Origin of the sequence: Pseudomonas asgharzadehiana (genome assembly GCF_019139815.1) — a bacterium.
GTDB classification, from domain to species: domain Bacteria; phylum Pseudomonadota; class Gammaproteobacteria; order Pseudomonadales; family Pseudomonadaceae; genus Aquipseudomonas; species Aquipseudomonas asgharzadehiana.
Window position 1 is genome coordinate 2,217,600 of the sequence record NZ_CP077079.1, and the last position, 18,751, is coordinate 2,236,350.

20 protein-coding genes and 1 pseudogene are annotated in these 18,751 nt (G+C 58.7%); 12 read left to right on the forward strand and 9 right to left on the reverse strand.

Annotated features, from left to right (window positions below; genetic code table 11):
* Nucleotides 1–149: 149 nt before the first annotated feature.
* Nucleotides 150–506, reverse strand: coding sequence for a hypothetical protein (locus tag KSS96_RS10345; RefSeq protein ID WP_017526758.1), 357 nt, complete (start codon nucleotides 504–506; stop codon nucleotides 150–152).
* Nucleotides 507–662: 156 nt separating this feature from the next.
* On the opposite strand from KSS96_RS10345, the gene KSS96_RS10350 reads away from it, so the two are divergent.
* Nucleotides 663–1,481, forward strand: coding sequence for a shikimate 5-dehydrogenase (locus KSS96_RS10350; protein ID WP_217856070.1), 819 nt, complete (start codon nucleotides 663–665; stop codon nucleotides 1,479–1,481).
* A gap of 125 nt (nucleotides 1,482–1,606) precedes the next feature.
* Here the strand turns inward: KSS96_RS10350 and KSS96_RS10355 are convergent, their stop codons facing one another.
* Nucleotides 1,607–2,254 (reverse strand): YceH family protein, encoded by a 648-nt coding sequence (locus KSS96_RS10355; protein WP_065876541.1) that lies wholly within the window; start codon nucleotides 2,252–2,254, stop codon nucleotides 1,607–1,609.
* Nucleotides 2,255–2,371: 117 nt separating this feature from the next.
* On the opposite strand from KSS96_RS10355, the gene KSS96_RS10360 reads away from it, so the two are divergent.
* The 3 genes from KSS96_RS10360 to KSS96_RS27980 all read left to right on the forward strand — a co-directional run bounded on the left by KSS96_RS10360 (nucleotide 2,372) and on the right by KSS96_RS27980 (nucleotide 6,078).
* Nucleotides 2,372–2,881 (forward strand): DUF1993 domain-containing protein, encoded by a 510-nt coding sequence (locus KSS96_RS10360; RefSeq protein WP_065876542.1) that lies wholly within the window; start codon nucleotides 2,372–2,374, stop codon nucleotides 2,879–2,881.
* 708 nt (nucleotides 2,882–3,589) lie between these two features.
* A complete protein-coding gene (locus KSS96_RS27975; protein WP_225913319.1) occupies nucleotides 3,590–4,405 on the forward strand; it encodes a hypothetical protein in 816 nt (271 codons plus the stop codon).
* Nucleotides 4,390–6,078 (forward strand): hypothetical protein, encoded by a 1,689-nt coding sequence (locus KSS96_RS27980; RefSeq protein WP_225913320.1) that lies wholly within the window; start codon nucleotides 4,390–4,392, stop codon nucleotides 6,076–6,078. Before KSS96_RS27975 ends, KSS96_RS27980 begins: the two co-directional genes overlap by 16 nt.
* Nucleotides 6,079–6,329: 251 nt before the next feature.
* Here the strand turns inward: KSS96_RS27980 and sstT are convergent, their stop codons facing one another.
* Nucleotides 6,330–7,550 carry a serine/threonine transporter SstT gene (sstT, locus tag KSS96_RS10370; protein WP_065876544.1) on the reverse strand — a complete coding sequence of 407 codons (1,221 nt, stop codon included), beginning with the start codon at nucleotides 7,548–7,550 and terminating at the stop codon, nucleotides 6,330–6,332.
* A 140-nt stretch (nucleotides 7,551–7,690) separates the two neighbouring features.
* Between sstT and KSS96_RS10375 the strand changes: the two are divergent.
* Nucleotides 7,691–8,050, forward strand: a pseudogene (locus tag KSS96_RS10375) (MFS transporter); the annotation flags it as partial.
* 4 nt (nucleotides 8,051–8,054) lie between these two features.
* On the opposite strand, the gene nhaR reads toward KSS96_RS10375, so the two are convergent.
* On the reverse strand, nucleotides 8,055–8,957 hold the full coding sequence (gene nhaR / locus KSS96_RS10380) for a transcriptional activator NhaR (protein WP_017526765.1): 903 nt from the start codon (nucleotides 8,955–8,957) through the stop codon (nucleotides 8,055–8,057).
* Between the two features lie 134 nt (nucleotides 8,958–9,091).
* On the opposite strand from nhaR, the gene KSS96_RS10385 reads away from it, so the two are divergent.
* The 4 genes from KSS96_RS10385 to mnmH all read left to right on the forward strand — a co-directional run bounded on the left by KSS96_RS10385 (nucleotide 9,092) and on the right by mnmH (nucleotide 12,350).
* A complete protein-coding gene (locus KSS96_RS10385) occupies nucleotides 9,092–9,343 on the forward strand; it encodes a hypothetical protein (RefSeq protein WP_017526766.1) in 252 nt (83 codons plus the stop codon).
* Nucleotides 9,344–9,371: 28 nt separating this feature from the next.
* On the forward strand, nucleotides 9,372–10,121 hold the full coding sequence (locus KSS96_RS10390; RefSeq protein WP_017526767.1) for a TerC family protein: 750 nt from the start codon (nucleotides 9,372–9,374) through the stop codon (nucleotides 10,119–10,121).
* Nucleotides 10,122–10,215: 94 nt separating this feature from the next.
* Nucleotides 10,216–11,250, forward strand: a complete 1,035-nt coding sequence (selD, locus tag KSS96_RS10395) for a selenide, water dikinase SelD (RefSeq protein WP_116079843.1) — start codon at nucleotides 10,216–10,218, stop codon at nucleotides 11,248–11,250.
* A complete protein-coding gene (mnmH, locus tag KSS96_RS10400; protein ID WP_026067177.1) occupies nucleotides 11,247–12,350 on the forward strand; it encodes a tRNA 2-selenouridine(34) synthase MnmH in 1,104 nt (367 codons plus the stop codon). Before selD ends, mnmH begins: the two co-directional genes overlap by 4 nt.
* Here mnmH and KSS96_RS10405 read toward each other — a convergent pair.
* Together KSS96_RS10405 and KSS96_RS10410 are read right to left on the reverse strand one after the other, a co-directional pair.
* Nucleotides 12,340–13,395, reverse strand: coding sequence for a permease (locus tag KSS96_RS10405; RefSeq protein ID WP_068931631.1), 1,056 nt, complete (start codon nucleotides 13,393–13,395; stop codon nucleotides 12,340–12,342). The genes mnmH and KSS96_RS10405 overlap by 11 nt on opposite strands.
* A 44-nt stretch (nucleotides 13,396–13,439) precedes the next feature.
* Complete coding sequence (locus KSS96_RS10410) at nucleotides 13,440–14,141, reverse strand: hypothetical protein (RefSeq protein WP_017526771.1); 702 nt, start codon at nucleotides 14,139–14,141, stop codon at nucleotides 13,440–13,442.
* Between the two features lie 251 nt (nucleotides 14,142–14,392).
* On the opposite strand from KSS96_RS10410, the gene KSS96_RS10415 reads away from it, so the two are divergent.
* The 3 genes from KSS96_RS10415 to hemB all read left to right on the forward strand — a co-directional run bounded on the left by KSS96_RS10415 (nucleotide 14,393) and on the right by hemB (nucleotide 17,025).
* Nucleotides 14,393–15,091 (forward strand): glutathione S-transferase N-terminal domain-containing protein, encoded by a 699-nt coding sequence (locus tag KSS96_RS10415; RefSeq protein WP_017526772.1) that lies wholly within the window; start codon nucleotides 14,393–14,395, stop codon nucleotides 15,089–15,091.
* A gap of 3 nt (nucleotides 15,092–15,094) precedes the next feature.
* On the forward strand, nucleotides 15,095–15,937 hold the full coding sequence (locus KSS96_RS10420; RefSeq protein WP_065876547.1) for a PhzF family phenazine biosynthesis protein: 843 nt from the start codon (nucleotides 15,095–15,097) through the stop codon (nucleotides 15,935–15,937).
* Between the two features lie 113 nt (nucleotides 15,938–16,050).
* Nucleotides 16,051–17,025 (forward strand): porphobilinogen synthase, encoded by a 975-nt coding sequence (gene hemB, locus KSS96_RS10425; RefSeq protein WP_065876548.1) that lies wholly within the window; start codon nucleotides 16,051–16,053, stop codon nucleotides 17,023–17,025.
* Between the two features lie 215 nt (nucleotides 17,026–17,240).
* Here the strand turns inward: hemB and KSS96_RS10430 are convergent, their stop codons facing one another.
* From KSS96_RS10430 to KSS96_RS10440, 3 genes are all read right to left on the reverse strand, one after another.
* Nucleotides 17,241–17,708 carry a DUF6896 domain-containing protein gene (locus KSS96_RS10430; protein ID WP_175404163.1) on the reverse strand — a complete coding sequence of 156 codons (468 nt, stop codon included), beginning with the start codon at nucleotides 17,706–17,708 and terminating at the stop codon, nucleotides 17,241–17,243.
* Nucleotides 17,709–17,912: 204 nt separating this feature from the next.
* The gene (locus KSS96_RS28160; protein WP_116079853.1) at nucleotides 17,913–18,038 is read right to left on the reverse strand and encodes an HNH/endonuclease VII fold putative polymorphic toxin; all 126 of its coding nucleotides are present in this window, start codon (nucleotides 18,036–18,038) and stop codon (nucleotides 17,913–17,915) included.
* Nucleotides 18,039–18,118: 80 nt separating this feature from the next.
* Complete coding sequence (locus KSS96_RS10440; RefSeq protein WP_135196982.1) at nucleotides 18,119–18,751, reverse strand: hypothetical protein; 633 nt, start codon at nucleotides 18,749–18,751, stop codon at nucleotides 18,119–18,121.

An 18,751-nucleotide genomic window follows, 5' to 3' on the forward strand; every position in this document is an offset into this window, starting at 1 on the left:
TCGAGCAAGTAGACTTTGGGCCTTATCCTGTGGGATTGGCGTCGGCACCATTGTCCTTATAGCGACCTTGACGCGATAAATCCGGACTTTGCGCGCAAAAAAAGGCCTCGCACGGGGGCGAGGCCTGTTTCGCACGTGACACCAGGGGTTTACCAGCCGCGACGGTAGTAGCCGTGAGGAGGGCCATAGTAGTAGCCATGTGGCGGGCCGTAATAAACCGGCGCCGGGCGGTAATAGACCTGCTGTTGTACATACACCGGTGGTGGCGGGGCGTAGTACACCGGCGGTGGCGCGGCGTACACCGGCTGCGGTTGTACATACACGGGCTGTTGCACGTACACCTCACGAGGTTGGCTGGCAACCACGGAGCCCACCACGGCGGCGCCGACCAACGCACCCAAGGCGGCCGGACCCGCCCATCCACCGCCGTGGGCGGAGGCTTGGCCTGCCATGGCGAGTGCACCGATAAGCAAGGCGATCTTGGGGATTTTACGATTCATGGTCATTCCTCGATTAGCCCCTGCGCTTGTGGTCTGCAGTCAATAGACTCAAGTAACGTCGCGGGGATACTTTTAAGACAACGTATTTCTGAAAAACAGCACAGCCGCTAAGTAAAGGTTGTGTAAGGTCTGTACCGATTTGCTTACTCAAAGGAGTTTTCCATGCAGATGCACCCCAACAAGGACACCCAACTGTGCATGTCGCTGTCCGCCCGCCCTGGCAATTTCGGCCTGCGATTTCATAACCACCTGTATGAACAGCTGGGTCTGAATTTTTACTATAAGGCCTTCAGCAGCCAGGATTTGCCCGGCGCGATCGGCGGTATCCGGGCTTTGGGGGTTCGGGGTTGCGGGGTGTCCATGCCGTTCAAAGAGGCTGCCATTGCCTTAGTGGACGAACTCGACGCTTCGGTTCAAGCGATTGACTCACTGAACACCATCGTCAACACCAACGGCCACCTCAAGGCCTATAACACGGACTACATTGCGGTCGAGCAACTGCTCAAGACGCATGCGGTGCCCAAGGACTCGACCTTCGCCCTGCGCGGCAGCGGCGGCATGGCCAAGGCCGTGGCCAGTGCCTTGCTTGACGGCGGTTATGCCAACGGTGTGATCGTGGCGCGCAACGAGGCGGCGGGGCGCCGATTGGCGCAGAACCTGGGGTATGAATGGCAGGCCGACCTTGGCGGGTTGCGCCCACGGATGTTGGTCAACGTGACACCGATTGGCATGACCGGTGGGCCTGAGGCCGATGCGTTGGCGTTCGAGGCCGATGCTATCGATAAAGCCGAAACAGTGTTCGATGTGGTGGCAATCCCCGCCGAAACACCGTTGATTGTGCGGGGGCGGGCCAAGGGCAAGCGGGTGATTACCGGGCTGGAAGTGATTGCGATCCAGGCGCTGGAGCAGTTTGTGCTTTACACCGGTGTGCGACCAACCCAGGCACAGTTCGAAAAAGCCGTGGCATTTGCCCGAAGCTGAAGGGCACTGGTGATCAAATGTGGGAGGGGGCTTGCTCCCGATAGCAGAGGGTCAGTCAATGCTCATATGTCTGAAACACCGCTATCGGAGCAATTCGAATCGTCGCACCGCCCATTTTGCCTGTATTACGCCTGTTCCAACTGCGCCAGGCGTTCTTCCAGCGCCGCAATGCGTGCTTCCAGTTCTTCAATCCGGTCCACAGACACTCCAGCCCCGCGCTCCACCGGGCTTGCTCGCGCCGCGATAATCGCCTCGATATCCGCCGGGTCGCCCAGCGCATGGGTGTAGCGGTCTTCCCGCTGCCCCGCCTGGCGCGGTACCAGCAGCGCCAGCCCGCGCGCGATCAGGCGTTCGAGCTGATGAACCACTTGCTCGGCATCTTCGAAATCATGCATGCGCCCGCTGCGGGTCAGCAGCTCGTTGACGGTCTGCGGGCCGCGCAAAAACAGCAGCCCAATCAGGATGACCTGCGCCGGCACCAGCTCCAGTGCCTTGTCCACGCGATGTTCCCAGCGATCGGCGCGGCTGCCCATCACCAGGCGGGTAAAGCCTTGGCCTTCGAGTACACGCAGGCTTTGGCCAACCTGGCCTTGGCTGAGGTTCATCACCGGCTCGCGGCTGGTTTTCTGGTTGCAGGCCAGTACCAGCGCGTTAAGGGTCAGGGGGTAGGTTTCCGGATGGGTCGCCTGTTTTTCGATCAGGCAGCCCAGGACGCGGATTTCCGTGCTGTTCAGGCGCGGCTCAGGGGTGTCGGTGTCGTGCTCGGCGGTCATCGCGCGTTCCCTATGCTGTGAAGCCCACTAGCCTAATCCTGAAAAAATAAAAGACAAGCGGCAGGCATGGCTATAATCGCCGCTGGTTCCTACCCTGCCATTACCGATGAGACTGTCATGACTATTTCCCTGTACGCCGCCTCCGTCCCAGTCTTCAAGCAGATGCTCAACGCCCTGAGCGATGTGCTGAACAAAGCCGAAGCCCACGCGGGCGCCAAAAACATCGAGCCTAATGCCTTGCTGCAGGCGCGCCTGTTCCCCGACATGTTCCCGCTGGTGCGCCAGGTGCAGATCGCCGTCGACTTCGCCAAGGGCGTATCCGCCCGCCTGGCTGAAATCGAAGTGCCGAAATACGAAGACAACGAAGTGACCTTCGCCGAGCTGCAAGCGCTGATCGCCAAGGTCCTGGCATTCGTCGATACCATCACGCCAGCACAGATCGACGGCAAGGAAGGCATCGAGATCATCACCCGCCAGGGCACGCCTAAAGAGAAGCGCTTCAGCGGCCAATCCTACCTGCTGACCTACGGCCTGCCGCAGTTCTTCTTCCATGTCACTACCACCTACGCCTTGCTGCGTCACAATGGCGTGGAAGTGGGCAAGCGTGATTACATGGGCGCTTTCTAAACCCAGGCGCTGAAAAAGCCCGGAACCGCCCTTGAATGGGCGATTCCGGGCTTTTTTGTGTGCGGGTGTTTGACCTGCTGCTGTTCGCAGGGCGTTACACAATTGCGGGCAACCGATGCGTCAGCGGACACACTCAAGGGAGGTACCCACTTCACTCATCTAACGCTTTAGAGGCGAAAGGCTTAATGATAAATACCCTCCAGTCGGCGCCCGCTGCCGCACCTTCGCAAGCTTGTGTCCTACCGCAACCAGCCCCGAATAACCCACTTGAGCCAAAGACGCGCAGCCGGCGCGAGGTGGCGCAAGACGGCTCATCGACGCAGGCGGGCGCCCATCGGTCCTCATTACGCGATCAGGGCAACAGTGAATTGGCGGCCAAATACGCAAAGGCCCTCGAAGAAAGCACACTGCCTCCTTGGCGCGCTGGGGACATCACGGACATTGCGCTTAACTCCAGCTTCGGCCAGTGGCGCGCGCAATTACGTGCGGCGTTAGAAGACAAAGACTTTTTGACATGGTTTAACGCGAACGGACTTCACCTATCCTTGGTGACGCTCCGTCCCTCAATCGGGGGAGCTGCAGGCGTGGAATAAAAACGGCGAGCAATGCAGGTTCTCTCTCGATGACGACTCGGGGTGGGCGCAGGTATCCCAAGCGATTCTGACTGCCGCTCACGCTTTGGCGCCCAACGGGATTACGCGCAAGGCCGTGTATGCCGACAGTGTGCCGGTTTCCATGGTGGCGCAGTTCTATGGCGAAACGTTCCACGACGACCCGCTCAAAGATGGTCAGCGTGCTCAGCAACTGCAACAGCACGGCGGATTTGCGACCGCGGGTGCGGGAGAAGCGAGGTCCGAACAGGCACTCAACGCCCATAAAAGCCTTATTGCCGATAAACGCGACCTGCTCAGGTTCAGGGATGCGTTGGTGGCGGCGATAGTCAAGGCACCGGCCTATCTCGATGAGCAGGCGATTATTCACTCGCGCCGAAGCCGCGCGCCCTACGACCATGCAGAGGGGTTGGCGACTTTTTTGCGAAATCAACCGTTCAAGCTGGACCCGCGTTCCGGGTTTCACGTGGATAACCAGCCGAAGGCGGGGCAGTCCGTGAGCCTTTTACAATTCATGGAGGGGCAAGGTTGGGATCGCCCCGTCGATCTGGCCGAACTTAAAAACATGGGCCAAGTGCTGTTCCGTCGTCAGGTCTCCCGACCGCCGCACGGTGATCTGGGCGGCGGGTTGTCGTGGCCCATTCCGCTTGATCGGGCACAACAGCAGCGAATTTACGACGCGGTTAACTACAACACATTTGAATTGCCCGAGTTCAAGTCGCTGAAGTTGAGCCAAACGGCGTTCGGGTTTCTGAGTCAAACCGTCAACTGGTCCGAGGCGGATCTGCAAAATCCGCGCGATGCGATAACGAAACTGTTGAAAACCCCCGCCGCACAGGCGCTGGGTGAAGCGCTGCGAGCCCAGTTTCAGGGGGCTGGCAGCGCGCGCTCTCCGCTTTGCAGATCGGCTTGAATCCGCAGGCGTTCTGGCACCCGGAAGAAAAGAACAGGCTGGCTGGGTTCGACCTGTCGCAACGTGAGCATTGGGGTAAGCCACTGTCTGTGGTCGCTCATGGTCTGACTGAACATCTGCGTCGGTCTTACGGCAAAAATGCTCCGGTTGCCGCCTACCTGCTGTTGTCACACCATGCGCCCGAATTACTGGTCAAGGATATTCCGGATGACGTGTCTTATGGCTCGCCTGCCTGGGTCAGCCTGAAGTCTATTGTCGCCAAGGCCGAATACCGTGCCCCCGGCTCCACGGCAGGTAAATCCTACGAGCAATTGCTCAAGGACGACCTTGGTCCGATTTCTGCCGAAGAAAAAAACGTCGAGGCATTGGCTGGGCGGGAGGGGTTGATCCATTGGGCGGTGGCGGACGGTGCCATCGAGAAGCGGCCTGACAATAATTACTCGGCCGAAGAGATCGAACGTGCCAGTGCCCTGGCCGGTGAGCGCTTCGATACGTTGAAAAAAGCCTCGCAAGCGTCCCGTAAGCAGTTAGCCACCCGAAAAGAGTTGGCGCTCGCAACTCTAAAGGCGCACTTCAAGGCCTACGGCGACATAGACTTCGAAAAAAAAGTACTGATGCCTGCTGAGAGGGAACGGGATTTGCTCGGACCTTATTCGATGCTGGACCTCTATCTCGACAGGCCCAAACACACACGCTGGTATTCGCAGGACTCAACCGTCCCTTTTGAGCAAATTTCAGAGGCGTTCTACCGTCTTGCGCCGATTAACGAAGTGTTCGAAAAAAACGTCACGGATTACTACGCCGGGCTTAAGGGGGGCGCGGACGTTGCGATCAAACATTTAATGTCGCTACTGCCTGAGGATGATAAGAAAGCCTTGGAATACGGTGAATTGAGTGTCTATGCCGAAGAAGATGTGACGCGTACCAGCCACTTTGCAAACCGGGTCGAACAGTTTTCCTACGAGAGTCGGCAGCCCGACGACAACCGCTCGCTCCTGTTCGTGACAACCTACCAAGGGCGTAAAACCGTGTACGAGGTGAATCCCCAGCAAGGGTTTGTGCGTAAGCGAACGGATCTGTCGCCCGATCTTAAGCCAGGCCGACAAGGTGAGTGGGTGCATTTGGGGCGCAACAAGTCGATACGGGAAATCAAGGCGCAGGGGGCTGAGGCTGAGCAACGCAAAGCGCGGGACGAATCTCCAGCGCTCGTGCAGACCTTCAACTCTGCAAGGACCCAATATATTGCTGATACGGTCCTCAATAACCTCTTCAAACCAGGCGAGCGCAATGAGCTGGTCAAGGCGGCGAGGGGCTTTACCACCTTTGACAGTGAAGTGACGGAGTTTGAAAAAATCCAGGCAGTCACCCGAGCCTTGGTGCCTTTTGCATCGGCCATCGATCGTTTCCAAAAAGGCGACGTCAGCGGCGGGCTCGCATTTTTGGGCTTCGACGTTTTTGGCTTTGCGTTAGGTGGCTATTTCGCCGCCGGTAAAATTGCAGGCCTGGGGGGCCAGGTGAAAAAGGCCGGCGGCATACTGGCACGCGCAGCCGTCAGTGCGGCCAATCCGTTGCGGGAGGCAAGGCAATTGTCAGCAGGGGGTTGCCACTGCATCAGTCATTGCTGGGCAAAGGCACTTTTTCTTGGAAGGCAGTCTCCACCAACCGCGGTGTAAATCGGGCTTATCAGGATAAACAGGAGGGTATTGCGGTAGGCACCTACACCCTCGGCGATACATCAAAAATCACCGCAAAATTTGACGAGGTGCTGGGTAAGTGGTTCGCATACGATCCTAAAAGCAAGAAAAGGTATGGCGTGCCGCTTGAGGGGTTTCGCGTTGAAAGTTCCAGTGCCTGACGGCCCGTAAAACCAAAACGCCCGGTCGTTTCTTGGCGGGAACGTACCGGGCTTTTATCGGGGGATTATTCAGGCCGGTTGTTCTTCCTTGCCCAGGCACGCGGCAGCGGTGAACAGCACGTCGGTGGAGGAGTTGAGTGCGGTTTCCGCAGAATCCTGCAACACACCGATGATGAAACCGACAGCCACGACCTGCATGGCGATTTCACTTGGAATACCGAACAGGCTGCAGGCCAGGGGGATCAGCAGCAGCGAGCCGCCGGCCACGCCCGAGGCGCCGCAGGCACAAACGGCGGCGACCACACTCAGCAGCACGGCGGTGGGCAGGTCAACGTTGATGCCCAGGGTGTGCACGGCCGCCAGCGTCAATACCGTGATGGTGATCGCGGCCCCGGCCATGTTGATGGTGGCCCCCAGTGGAATCGACACTGAATAAGTGTCTTCATGCAGGCCCAGGCGCTTGCTCAAGGCCAGGTTCACCGGGATGTTCGCCGCCGAACTGCGGGTGAAGAACGCGGTAATACCGCTTTCACGCAGGCACATCAGCACCAGTGGGTAGGGATTGCGACGCAGCTTCCAGAACACGATCGCCGGGTTGACCACCAGTGCCACGAACAGCATGCAACCGATCAGTACCACCAGCAGGTGCGCGTAGCCGAGCAGCGCGCCGAAGCCGGAGGTGGCCAGGGTCGACGCGACCAGGCCGAAGATACCCAGCGGCGCAAAGCGGATCACCACACGTACGATCAGGGTCACGCCGTTGGACAAATCGTCCAGCACGGTGCGGGTGGCAGCGCCCGCATGGCGAATGGCGATGCCCATACCGATGGCCCAGGCCAGGATGCCGATGAAGTTGGCGTTCATCAGTGCGCTCACCGGGTTGTCCACCACGCTCAGCAGCAGGCTTTGCAGCACCTCGCCGATGCCGCCCGGCGCGCTGACGGTGACGTCATGGCTGGCGAGTACCAGCGACGACGGAAACCACATGCTGGCAACCACCGCCACGACGGCTGCGGCAAAGGTGCCGAGCAAGTACAGGAACAGAATCGGTTTGATATGGGTTTCCTGGCCGTGCTTATGGTTGGCAATCGACGCCATCACCAACACAAACACCAGGATCGGCGCCACAGCTTTCAACGCCGTAACAAACACCTTGCCAATAAAACCGGTAGCCCTGGCGGCCTCGGGCAGGAGCAGGGCCAGCAGAATCCCGGCGATCAGGCCGATGACGATTTGGGTGACCAGGCTGACGCGCATCAGTCGTTGTAACAGGGTGGGGGCAGCAGTCATAAACAGTTGTCTCTAGTTTTTTTAATAGGACGCAGCAGTACGGGCGGAATGTTCTGTAAGAAACAGGGCGCGGAGTCTAGCATGCCGCTGCTAACGGCCCGACCTGTGCGGCATTCGGTCACCCGCGCCCAGGCCGGGCTGCGTCCATGGTGTTCTGCGGGTTCATGATCGCGGGCATGGTGGCGCTGGTGCCGGCGATTCACTCCAGCGCCGGCCTGGCGGCGGCAATGGCCGTGTGGGGCGTGACCCAGGCCGCGATGTTTCTGGTCAGCCATGTGCGACTGATGAAGGCCGCGCCCCATGCCCCGGCCTTTGCCGCGTCGCTGAGCATTGCCGGGGGCAACCTGGGCATTGGTCTGGGGGCGTTGGTCGGCGGGCATGTGATCGACACTTTTGGCCTGGGCAGCCTGGGGTTTGCCGCATCCGGGTTTATCCTGGTGTCGATCCTGCTGGCGCTATGGTTGATGACTGCCAGACAACCGGTCGCGTCCAGCGCCTGACCGGTCAGGGCAGGGCGGTAAACAACTCGCGCCGTGCGCCCTCGGTAATCGCCACAATGCCGGGATGCTTGACCTTGCGCTCCACCGAGATCGCATAGAACGACTCGGTGACCGCATCGGTCTGGCCAATCAGTGCCACGCCGTACTGGCGCACCACTTCATCGGCAATCACGCTGGGGGCGATAAAAATCCCGCTGCCGGATTGGCCAAACGCTTGCATCAGGGCGCTGTCGTCGAATTCACCGATGATTTTCGGTTGGATCTGCTGCTCGGCGAACCAGCGCTGCAAACGGCTGCGTACCACGGTCTCTGCGCCTGGGATCAGCAACGGCGCGCCTTGCAGGCATTGTGGGAAATCGCCGCGATGGCGGTCAGCCAGTGCCTGGGTGGCGAAAAAACTGATGCCGCATTCGCCCAGCTTCTGGCTGTAGCCCTTGATGTCCAGGTGCGTTGGCATGGGGCTGTCGGAAATCACCAGGTCCAGGCGCTGGATCGCCAGGTCGGCCAATAACCGTTCGAGTTTGTCTTCGCGACAGGTGATACGGATCGGCTCGCTCAACTCCATGGTCGGTGCGATCAGCCGGTAAACGATGGACTTGGGCACCACATCCGCGACGCCGACGCGAAACACAATCTGCTGTTCATTGGGTTGCGCGCGCAGCATGGCTTCCAACTCATTGCCGGTCTGGAACATCTGCTCGGCGTAGGGCAGGGCCTGGCGCCCGGCTTCGGTGAGTTCAAGCTGGCGGCCGACCCGTTGAAACAGCGCGATACCGAAGGTTTGCTCCAGCAGGCTGATTTGCCCGCTGATGGTCTGGGGTGTGAGGTTCAGTTGCTCACAGGCGCGCACGATGCTGCCGGTCTTGGCCACAACCCAGAAGTAATGCAACTGTCGGTAATTGAGCATGGGTGCGGTCACTTCGTAAAAACCGAAGTATAAGCGAAAAAAATACGAATTTTCCTGAAGTGTTCGCCTGCATAGAATGCCTCGCTATCGCGGGGCCACTATTTGGACCCAATGGTTCTAACGAGGAATACAACATGACACTCAATTCCCTGGGCGCGGCGTCGTTGCTTGCGCTTTCATTGGTGATGACCAGCGGTTGCGACCAGGTCGAGAAAAGTGCGCAACAGGTGCTGGGCAAAGCCACTGAGTCGGCCAAGCAAGCCATCGATGACACCCACAAGGCCGCCGAGCAGGCATTGAGTGAAGCGACGCAAGGCTTGATCACGCCGCAAAAAAAGGACGATCAGCAAGAACAAGCGTCTGAATCGAACAGCAAAGAAGCCTAATTTCCCAGCACAACGTCAGGACTGAACCATGGATTACCTTTTACAACTGGCCGCCAGCCCGACCGCCTGGGTTGCACTGGCTACCTTGATCGTCATGGAAATCGTGCTGGGCATCGATAACCTGATCTTTATCTCGATTCTCACCAACAAATTGCCCGAGCAGCACCGGGCCAAGGCACGGCGCATCGGTATCAGCATGGCGTTGATATTGCGCCTGGGTCTGTTGAGCACCATCGCGTTTATCGTGCAACTGACGGCGCCGGTGTTTGAAGTGTTCGGCCAAGCGTTCTCGTGGAAGGACATGATCCTGATCGCCGGCGGCTTGTTCCTGGTATGGAAGGCCACCACCGAAATCCATCACAGCATGGACCCGGAGCCCGAAGAGAAAGCCACAGTGGGTAACACCGTGGCCATCGGTTTCGCGGCGGCCATCGGGCAGATCCTGCTGCTCGACCTGGTGTTCTCCATCGACAGCATCATCACGGCGGTAGGCATGACCGAACACTTGCCGATCATGATCATTGCCGTGGTGACCTCGGTGATCGTGATGCTGGTGGCGGCTGAACCGTTGGCCAAGTTCATCAACGACAACCCGACCGTGGTGATGCTGGCCCTGGGCTTCCTGATCATGATCGGCATGACGCTGATCGCCGAAGGCTTCGGAGCCCATGTGCCTAAAGGCTATGTGTATGCGGCCATGGCCTTCTCGGCGGCCATCGAGTGCTTGAACATTGCACGGCGCAACCGCCACAAGCGTTTGCTCGCTGCCCGCCAGTAACCGCTGAAACAAACAGGCCGGCTGTGCTCACAAGAGCCCAGCCGGCTTTTTGCTGTCTGGTAGAATCGGCGCACTTGATAGCTTGAGGTCCACCATGAACGAGCCGATTCGCCTTACCCAGTACAGCCACGGCGCGGGATGTGGCTGCAAGATTTCGCCACAGGTCCTGGAAGTGATCCTCGCCGGCAGCGGCGCCCAGAACCTTGATCCCAACCTGTGGGTCGGCAACGCTTCGCGCGACGATGCAGCGGTATACGCCATCGACGACGAGCGCGGCGTGGTCTCCACCACCGACTTTTTCATGCCGATTGTCGATGATCCCTTCGATTTCGGCCGTATCGCCGCCACCAACGCCATCAGCGACATCTATGCCATGGGCGGTGACCCCTTGATGGCCATCGCCATTCTTGGCTGGCCAGTGAACGTACTGGCGCCGCAAATCGCCCGGGAAGTGATCCGTGGCGGTCGCGCGGTGTGCGACGCCGCCGGTATCCCCCTGGCGGGCGGGCATTCGATCGACACGCCGGAGCCGATCTTCGGCCTGGCCGTGACCGGCATCGTGCAAAAGCGCCATATGAAGCGCAACGACACCGCCACTGCAGGCTGCAAGCTTTACCTGACCAAGCCCTTGGGCATCGGCATCCTCACCACCGCCGAAAAGAAGGGCAAGTTGCGCGAGGCGGATATCGGCCTGGCGCGTGACTGGATGTGCACCCTCAACACCCCGGGCAGCCGCTTCGGCAAACTGCCTGGCGTGACCGCGATGACCGACGTCACCGGCTTCGGCCTGTTGGGCCACCTGGTAGAAATGGCTGACGGCAGCGGCCTGACTGCGCGTATCGAGTATGAAAGAGTCCCACGCCTGCCAGGGGTCGAGTACTACCTGGAACAAGGCTGCGTACCCGGTGGCACCTTGCGCAACTTCGACAGCTACGCCAGCAAACTGGGGCGTTTGCAGGAGTTGCACAAACGTGTGCTGTGCGACCCTCAGACCAGCGGCGGCCTGTTGATCGCCGTCACCCCGGAGGGCGACGCGCAATTCCAGGCGGTGGCCGCCGAACTGGGCCTGAACCTGGAGCCGATCGGCGTACTGGTTGAGCGACAGAGCAACGCGGTAGAGGTGGCTTGATGGCTGACATCACCGATTACCGCGACATCTTCCTCAACGACCGGCCGATGATGGATACCCGTGCGCCGGTCGAGTTCACCAAGGGCGCGTTCCCCGGCGTGGTCAACCTGCCGCTGATGACCGATGACGAGCGTCGGCGGGTCGGCACCTGCTACAAGCAGCAGGGCCAGCAAGCGGCCATCGTGCTTGGGCATCAGTTGGTATCCGGTGCCACCAAGGCTGAACGTATCGAGCAGTGGGCGCAGTTTGCCCAGGCCAACCCCAACGGGTACCTGTATTGCTTTCGCGGCGGGCTGCGTTCGCAGATCGTGCAGCAATGGCTGAAAACCGAAGCCGGCATCGACTACCCGCGCGTCGGCGGTGGCTACAAGGCCATGCGTACGTTCCTAGTGGAGACCATCGAGCAGGCTACGGCCCAGTGTGACTTCGTATTGCTGGGCGGTATGACCGGCACCGGCAAGACCGAGGTGCTCACCCAGTTGAACAACGCCTTGGACCTGGAAGGCCACGCCAACCATCGCGGTTCCAGCTTCGGCAAGCGTGCCACGACGCAGCCGTCCAACATCGACTTCGAAAACCGCCTGGCAGTGGACCTGCTGAAAAAACGCGCGGCGGGTATCGAACGCTTCGTGGTCGAGGACGAGAGCCGCATGATCGGCAGCTGCGCTCTGCCATTGCCACTGCACAAGGGCATGCAGGGCTTTGCGATGGTATGGCTGGAAGACAGCGTTGAAGGGCGCGTCGAGCGCATCCTGCGCGATTATGTGATCAACCTGTGCGCCGAGTTTATCGCGGTGTTTGGCGAAAACGGCTACGCGTTGTTTGCCGAACGCCTGACCCAGAGCTTGGCCAATATCCACAAGCGTTTGGGCGGCGAACGCTTCCAGCGGTTGCACGCGATCATGCAGGACGCCCTGGCGGAACAGGCGCGCAGCGGCGCCGTGGAGCTGCATCGCGGCTGGATCGAAGGGCTATTGCGCGAGTACTACGACCCGATGTACGCCTTCCAGCGCGAAAGCAAAGGCGCACGTATCGAGTTTGCGGGAGAGCAGGGCGCCGTGATTGCTTACCTGCGCGAGCGCGCCTTGATTAAAGGATAGCGGCGCCGATCAGCCCACATACCACCCCCACCAGCATGGTCAACCCGGCCACCGTCACCAGTACCCGCGCATCGAAATCCTTGCGCAGCATCAGCAGTGACGGCAGGCTCACGCTCGGCAGGGTCATCAGCAAGGCCACGGCCGGGCCGGCGCCCATGCCCAGGGTCATCATGGTTTGTACGATAGGGATCTCGGCTGCTGTAGGAATCACAAACAGCGTGCCGACAATCGCCAGCGGCACCAGCCATACCAGGCTGTTGGCCATGGCCCCGTCCACGTGGGGGAACAACCACACCCGCGCCGCGCCCAGCACCAGCACCGCGAGGATGTAGATAGGGATGGTGCTCCAGAACAGTTGCCACAGCGTGCGCAACCAGCGGGTCAGGAACGGTTTGGACTCTGCGGCGCTGACTTCGGCCACAGCATCCAGCGCCGCTTCCGGCACTTGGTCCGGGCGTGCGATGCGCTGCGCCACCAGCGAAACGCCCACCACCAGCACGATGCCCGCCACCAGCCGCAACGCGGTAAAGCCCCAGCCCAGCACAAAGCCCATGAACACCAGGGTGGCTGGATTGAGCACCGGGTTGGCGATCCAGAACGCCAGCGCCGCACCCACCGAGACCTGTTGGCGCCGCATGCCCGCCGCCACCGGTGCCGCGCAGCAACTGCACATCATGCCCGGCAAGGCGAACAGCCCGCCACGCACGGTCGAGCCCAGCCCGGCACGGCCGAACAGGCGCAGCAGCCAGTCGCGGGGGATCAGCACTTGCAGCAAGGAACCGAGGATTACCGCCAGCACAGCCGCTTTCCAGATCGCCAGGAAGTAAACCTGGGCGTAGGCCAGCGCCGCCGCCAGGGGCGAACTTTGCTGATCATTGAGAATCGAGGCGCCGATGCTGTGGTTATCCGCCGCCACAAACGCTTTGAAGTAGTAGGGCGACCATTTCACGTAGTAGAGGCCGACGCAGGCGACCAGCAGGAACAGCGCGGGTTTGCACCAGAATGACCAGCCCCGGGCGGGCTGGATGGAGGCAGGGTTGGACATGGTGATGATCCGTAGATGAGTCAATAGCGGCGCATCATACGCTCTCAGCTGTCAGCACTCACCTGTGTAGGTTCCGGGCAGGTCTGTTCGCCGTCGTTCAAGCCTTGTTTGTAGTTGCGGCTCAGCAGCGAGGCCTTGCCGTTGTGCCAGGTCAGTGTCAGTACATACAAGGTGTCGTAGTCGCTGCCGGACCAGTCGTCGGTGATGGTGTGTTTTTCACCGGAGGCTTCACTTGCCACTTTGTTGATCAACTCCGGCAGATAGCCGTGTGACCAGGCCGTGTAGATGGTGGCATTGTGATATTTGTCTTCGACCAGTTCATCAGCCAGGTCGCTGGTGTCGTTTGCCGAGAACTTGATATTCACCGGCAGGCCCAACTTGATGGCGCTGGGGCTGATGGTCATCAAGGGGCGAATGTAGCTATAGGAGTTGTCCAGCTCACCTTCCTCGACATTGCGCGTCGGGTTGGCGGCGAAAACGAAATCGGCCTTGCCGAATTTTTCCGGCAATACCGTCGCCAGGTTCATTGCGCGGTTCAGGCCCTGGCAATTGAGCTGGCCCAGGCCGCCGGCGGGTTTTTCACCGTGGCGCAGGAATACCAGGGTTTGCACGCCGTCCACGGGCTGGGCGCGGCTTTCACGGGCGTCGAGGGCGGCGACCATGGCGCCGCTGACCAGCAGCAGCGGCAGCATGATGTAGGCGTAGTGGCTAAGGCGTTGCACAAGGCGCAGAGGCTTGATCTTCATGGTCGGTTCGAGTCTTCGTGCGTCACGTTAAGGCGGACAAGCCTGGCCCCGATGACGCCGGGGGCGTCTTGCGGTGTTCCCTGTCGAAATAGCGAGGTGCCTCCATTCACCGTGAGCGCTCTTAAGAGTGCGCGAGGGCGTATTGGTTCGCCCTCGCGGGATAATAGCCAGCGGATATTGCGTATTGATGACCCATGCAGGACAGCGTCCAGATGACTATGATGGGTACTTTCTGCCCCAGGGACCGCCCGATGAACTCACTCGCTGACTTTCCGATCCACAGCAAATGGCCTGCCCAACACCCTGAGCGCCTGCAGCTGTACTCGCTACCCACGCCCAACGGCGTCAAGGTTTCGATCATGCTTGAAGAATTGGGCCTGCCTTATGAGGCGCACAAGGTCAGCTTCGACACGCAGGACCAGTTGTCCCCCGAGTTTCTGTCCCTGAACCCCAACAACAAAATTCCCGCGATCATCGACCCCAATGGCCCGTCCGGCCGGCCGCTGGCGCTGTTTGAGTCCGGCGCGATCCTGATCTACCTGGCCGAGAAAACCAGCCAGTTGCTCTCCGAAGATCCGGCGACACGTTATGAAACGATTCAGTGGCTGATGTTCCAGATGGGCGGCATCGGTCCGATGTTTGGCCAACTGGGGTTCTTCAACAAATTTGCCGGCAAAGCCTACGAAGACAAACGCCCGCGCGACCGCTACGCCGCCGAATCGCGCCGCCTGCTGCAAGTGCTGGAAAAACGTCTGCTGGGGCGCACCTGGATCATGGGCGATGACTACAGCATCGCCGATATCGCCACTTTCCCCTGGATCCGCAACCTGATCGGCTTCTACGAATCGGGCGATCTGGTGGGCATCGCCGACTTCCCCAATGTACTGCGCGCGCTGGATGGGTTTATCGCTCGACCGGCGGTGATCCGTGGCCTGAATATTCCGAGCTGAAGCATGCCGACCTTCGATTTCAAGCAACTGGATGTCTTCAGCAGCGTACCGCTCAAAGGCAACCCGCTGGCGGTGGTGCTTGGGGCGGACAGCCTCAGCGACCAGCAGATGGCCGACTTCGCCAATTGGACCAACCTCAGCGAAACCACGTTTTTGCTGACACCGCGCGATCCAAGGGCTGACTATCGGGTAAGAATTTTCACCACTGTGCAGGAACTGCCCTTCGCCGGGCATCCGACACTGGGCAGTTGCCACGCGTGGCTGAAAGCGGGCGGCGTGCCCAAAGGCGAAGTCATCATCCAGGAGTGCGAAGTCGGCCTGGTGCATATCCGCCGTCAAGGCGACGAGCTGGCGTTTATTGCGCCGCCCTTGTTGCGCTCAGGCCCGGTGCAAGACGACGTGCTGGAGCGCGTGCGCCAGGGGCTGAACCTTGCGCCGCAGGCAATCGTGCGCAGCCAATGGGTGGACAACGGAGCTGGTTGGCTGGCGGTGATGCTGGCCGATCGCCAGGCGGTACTCGACGTGCAACCTGACTACGCCCGATTGCTTGGCCTCGCGGTAGGCGTGATCGGCCCTTGCAACCCGGCGCACGACGACGTGAACGCGCAATTTGAAGTGCGCGGGTTTATCGCCGGTGACGGCGCCCCGGAAGACCCCGCCACCGGTAGCCTGAATGCCGGCGTTGCGCAATGGCTGCTGGGTGAGGAACTGGCGCCTGAGCACTATGTGGTCAGCCAAGGCACGGTATTGGGGCGCGCGGGGCGTATTCGCATTGAACGCCAAGGCGAAAATATCTGGGTCGGTGGTGCCGTCGCGGTGTGTATTGAAGGGCGTCTACAGCTCTAGATCAATGAATTATTACGGGCCGCGCAATACACTGTTGGCCCCTGGGCGTTTGTGCTACGGGGGGCTGGGGCATAAGCTTTTGCCCACAGTTTTTTGTCTTGCCCAGGAAAACCATGACCAGCCAGTTCCCCCAAGCCCGCCCACGCCGCCTGCGCCGCTCTCCGGAGCTGCGTGGTTTGTTCCAGGAAACCGAGTTCACCCTCAACGACCTGGTGCTGCCGATTTTCGTCGAAGAAGAAATCGACGACTTCGTGCCGATCACCAGCATGCCGGGCGTGCAGCGCATCCCTGAGAAAAAACTGGCCGGCGAGATCGAGCGCTATGCCCGCGCCGGCATCAAGTCGGTGATGACGTTTGGGGTGTCCCACCACCTGGACGCCAGCGGCAGCGACACCTGGAAAGAACGCGGCCTGGTCTCGCGCATGTCCTCAATCATCAAGGACGCTGTGCCGGAAATGATCGTGATGTCCGATACCTGTTTTTGCGAATACACCGACCACGGCCACTGCGGCGTCATGCACGGCGCCCATGTCGACAACGATTTGACCCTGATCAACCTCGGCAAACAAGCCGTGGCCGCCGCCCGTGCCGGTGCCGACGTGATCGCACCGTCTGCCGCCATGGACGGCCAGGTCCAGGCCATCCGCCGCGCCTTGGACGACGCCGGTTTCACCCACATCCCGATCATGGCCTACTCGACCAAATTCGCGTCGGCCCTCTACGGCCCCTTCCGCGAAGCCGGCGGCAGCGCACTCAAGGGCGACCGCAAAAGCTACCAGATGAACCCGATGAACCGCCGCGAAGCCGTGCGCGAATCGCTGCTCGACGAACAGGAAGGCGCGGACGCCCTGATGGTCAAACCGGCCGGTGCCTATCTGGACATCATCCGCGACATCCGCGAAGCCTCACGCCTGCCGGTGGCGGCATATCAGGTAAGCGGTGAATACGCGATGATCAAGTTCGGCGCCCAGGCGGGGGCGATTGATGAGGACCGCGTGGTTCGCGAGACCCTGGGCTCGATCAAACGGGCGGGTGCGGATTTGATTTTTACCTACTTTGCGCTGGATTTGGCGTTGGCGGGGATCTAAAGCCTTTGCGAAACCCTGTGGTTCAGCGAGCGAGCTTTTGTGGTGAGCGAGCTTGCTCGCGTTGGGCTGCGTAGCAGCCCCACTACTGACCGCCGGTCTATCTGAAGAATCGCTTTGCCCTGACTGGCGCCGTGGTTTTATTCGCCGTGGTGTCTGGTGTTGGAGGGAGGTGGGGATAAGTGATTGGCGACCTGTCCCTGGGACAGACCAAGCAGTCAAGGTTGCATGAAGTACAAGTTGGACAGGGATCCAGTAATTTTTTTGGCTTTGCCTTTTTTCAGGTACTCGCTGAACTCAAGTTCTAGAGACTCTTTATGAGTGTATTTCTTATACTTGCTCGGCACTTCGCAAGCGTACATATATAACCTCCAAGAGTCGAAACCATCGATCCGTTCATCTGGGCCGTAATCAAAGTTGACACATATTTCAGATAGATAAACACTGCAACCAATCCCATGCAGCTCGTAAGTTACGTCGTCCGTGACTGAGCCTCGTTGCGGGATCTTCTTTGAGCGCCATAGCCTGAGAATGTTTTTTGTTCCAAATGATTGCTCAAGTAAATCTGTCGCTTTTTTACTTGCGCTAAATACTCGGTTATCAAGTTTTCTAGGGTCTGGGTTTTCATCGTCTTGGTAGGTGGTGGGCTGGGTATATTTTTCTGTCGCTTTGTTTGTTATTTTCAATTCGCACGGTTCTGTTGGAAAGGGCTCTCTTATTGATACTTTGCCTATTAACGGTTTTCATAGAGGTTTCAGTGTTAATTTATTTAATCTGTTTTTGTCTAGCTGTGGAGATAGTCGTACACATCTTTTTTTGATTCTCTCTATATTTAAAGAGTTTTTCGATGATGTTGTTTGCATGTTCGCCATGACATATGAGCTGTGCGATTATGTGGGGAAGTCATCGCCAATTGTGAGTGGCGATTTTTTGTCATCGACGATTGCTTTGGTATTGAAGTGTGGGCCGTGATTGCCTTTTTTATGACCTAAGGAATGTTCGCGAATTTCAACTATTTTACCGTTTGACTAGGGGGTGCTTACCTTATTTGCAAGAATATCTTTATCCGATGTTGACGCTGAATGTTTGGGTGAGGTTAGCTGTGAATGTATTCGTACACCCCTGTATGGGAGATTTCCTCAATGTTTAAGGTGCTGATCGCATGTTCTAGTCTGGGTGCATGTATAGAGTGACATATGACTTGAGCGACGCCATGTGTTTCAGTGTCATAAAACCTGAATGCCAAATTTTCTTCATCTGCCAATATTAATTTCAAGTCGTCAGTAGTGGAGATGTATTTTAAATGACTTAGTCGCTGCCACAATAGCTCTACTTGGTAGTCTTGTTTTGCCATTAAGGTTACATGGCTACGATATGTCTTTAACTTTTTTGGATCTATATGTTCTGGATTGGTGTTTAGATGCTCAACTCCTGAATAAATTGAGGTTTCTTCATTTTTTCTGAATATGTCTTTGAGTGCTGAGCTTTTCGCAAAGCGCTTTAACGCTAGGTACTCCTGTGTCTTGCTGTATTTGGGAGCTCTTGTGGTGTACCAAGTGAGTATTACTGGCCACTCATGTTTCAATACTAGTGCGAGGGCGAGCCAAGTTTTCCATACGCTTTCAAAGTCTTGATTGAGAAATGTGATCGTGACATACCCTTGGTCTTCTGTTGGATGTGGGTAGGCCCAGGGGTGTATACCGGTTTTGTGTATGAAGACTGTGTCCAT

Coding starts and splice junctions, on each gene's coding strand:
- KSS96_RS10355 (WP_065876541.1), bottom strand. CDS start 2,254: ATGACCGCCGAGCACGACACCGACACCCCTGAGCCGCGCCTGAACAGC.
- KSS96_RS10350 (WP_217856070.1), top strand. CDS start 663: ATGCAGATGCACCCCAACAAGGACACCCAACTGTGCATGTCGCTGTCC.
- sstT (WP_065876544.1), bottom strand. CDS start 7,550: ATGACTGCTGCCCCCACCCTGTTACAACGACTGATGCGCGTCAGCCTG.
- KSS96_RS10440 (WP_135196982.1), bottom strand. CDS start 18,751: ATGGACACAGTCTTCATACACAAAACCGGTATACACCCCTGGGCCTAC.
- KSS96_RS10415 (WP_017526772.1), top strand. CDS start 14,393: ATGAACTCACTCGCTGACTTTCCGATCCACAGCAAATGGCCTGCCCAA.
- nhaR (WP_017526765.1), bottom strand. CDS start 8,957: ATGCTCAATTACCGACAGTTGCATTACTTCTGGGTTGTGGCCAAGACC.
- KSS96_RS10420 (WP_065876547.1), top strand. CDS start 15,095: ATGCCGACCTTCGATTTCAAGCAACTGGATGTCTTCAGCAGCGTACCG.
- KSS96_RS10345 (WP_017526758.1), bottom strand. CDS start 506: ATGACCATGAATCGTAAAATCCCCAAGATCGCCTTGCTTATCGGTGCA.
- KSS96_RS10385 (WP_017526766.1), top strand. CDS start 9,092: ATGACACTCAATTCCCTGGGCGCGGCGTCGTTGCTTGCGCTTTCATTG.
- KSS96_RS10360 (WP_065876542.1), top strand. CDS start 2,372: ATGACTATTTCCCTGTACGCCGCCTCCGTCCCAGTCTTCAAGCAGATG.
- KSS96_RS10410 (WP_017526771.1), bottom strand. CDS start 14,141: ATGAAGATCAAGCCTCTGCGCCTTGTGCAACGCCTTAGCCACTACGCC.
- selD (WP_116079843.1), top strand. CDS start 10,216: ATGAACGAGCCGATTCGCCTTACCCAGTACAGCCACGGCGCGGGATGT.
- KSS96_RS10390 (WP_017526767.1), top strand. CDS start 9,372: ATGGATTACCTTTTACAACTGGCCGCCAGCCCGACCGCCTGGGTTGCA.
- KSS96_RS10405 (WP_068931631.1), bottom strand. CDS start 13,395: ATGTCCAACCCTGCCTCCATCCAGCCCGCCCGGGGCTGGTCATTCTGG.
- hemB (WP_065876548.1), top strand. CDS start 16,051: ATGACCAGCCAGTTCCCCCAAGCCCGCCCACGCCGCCTGCGCCGCTCT.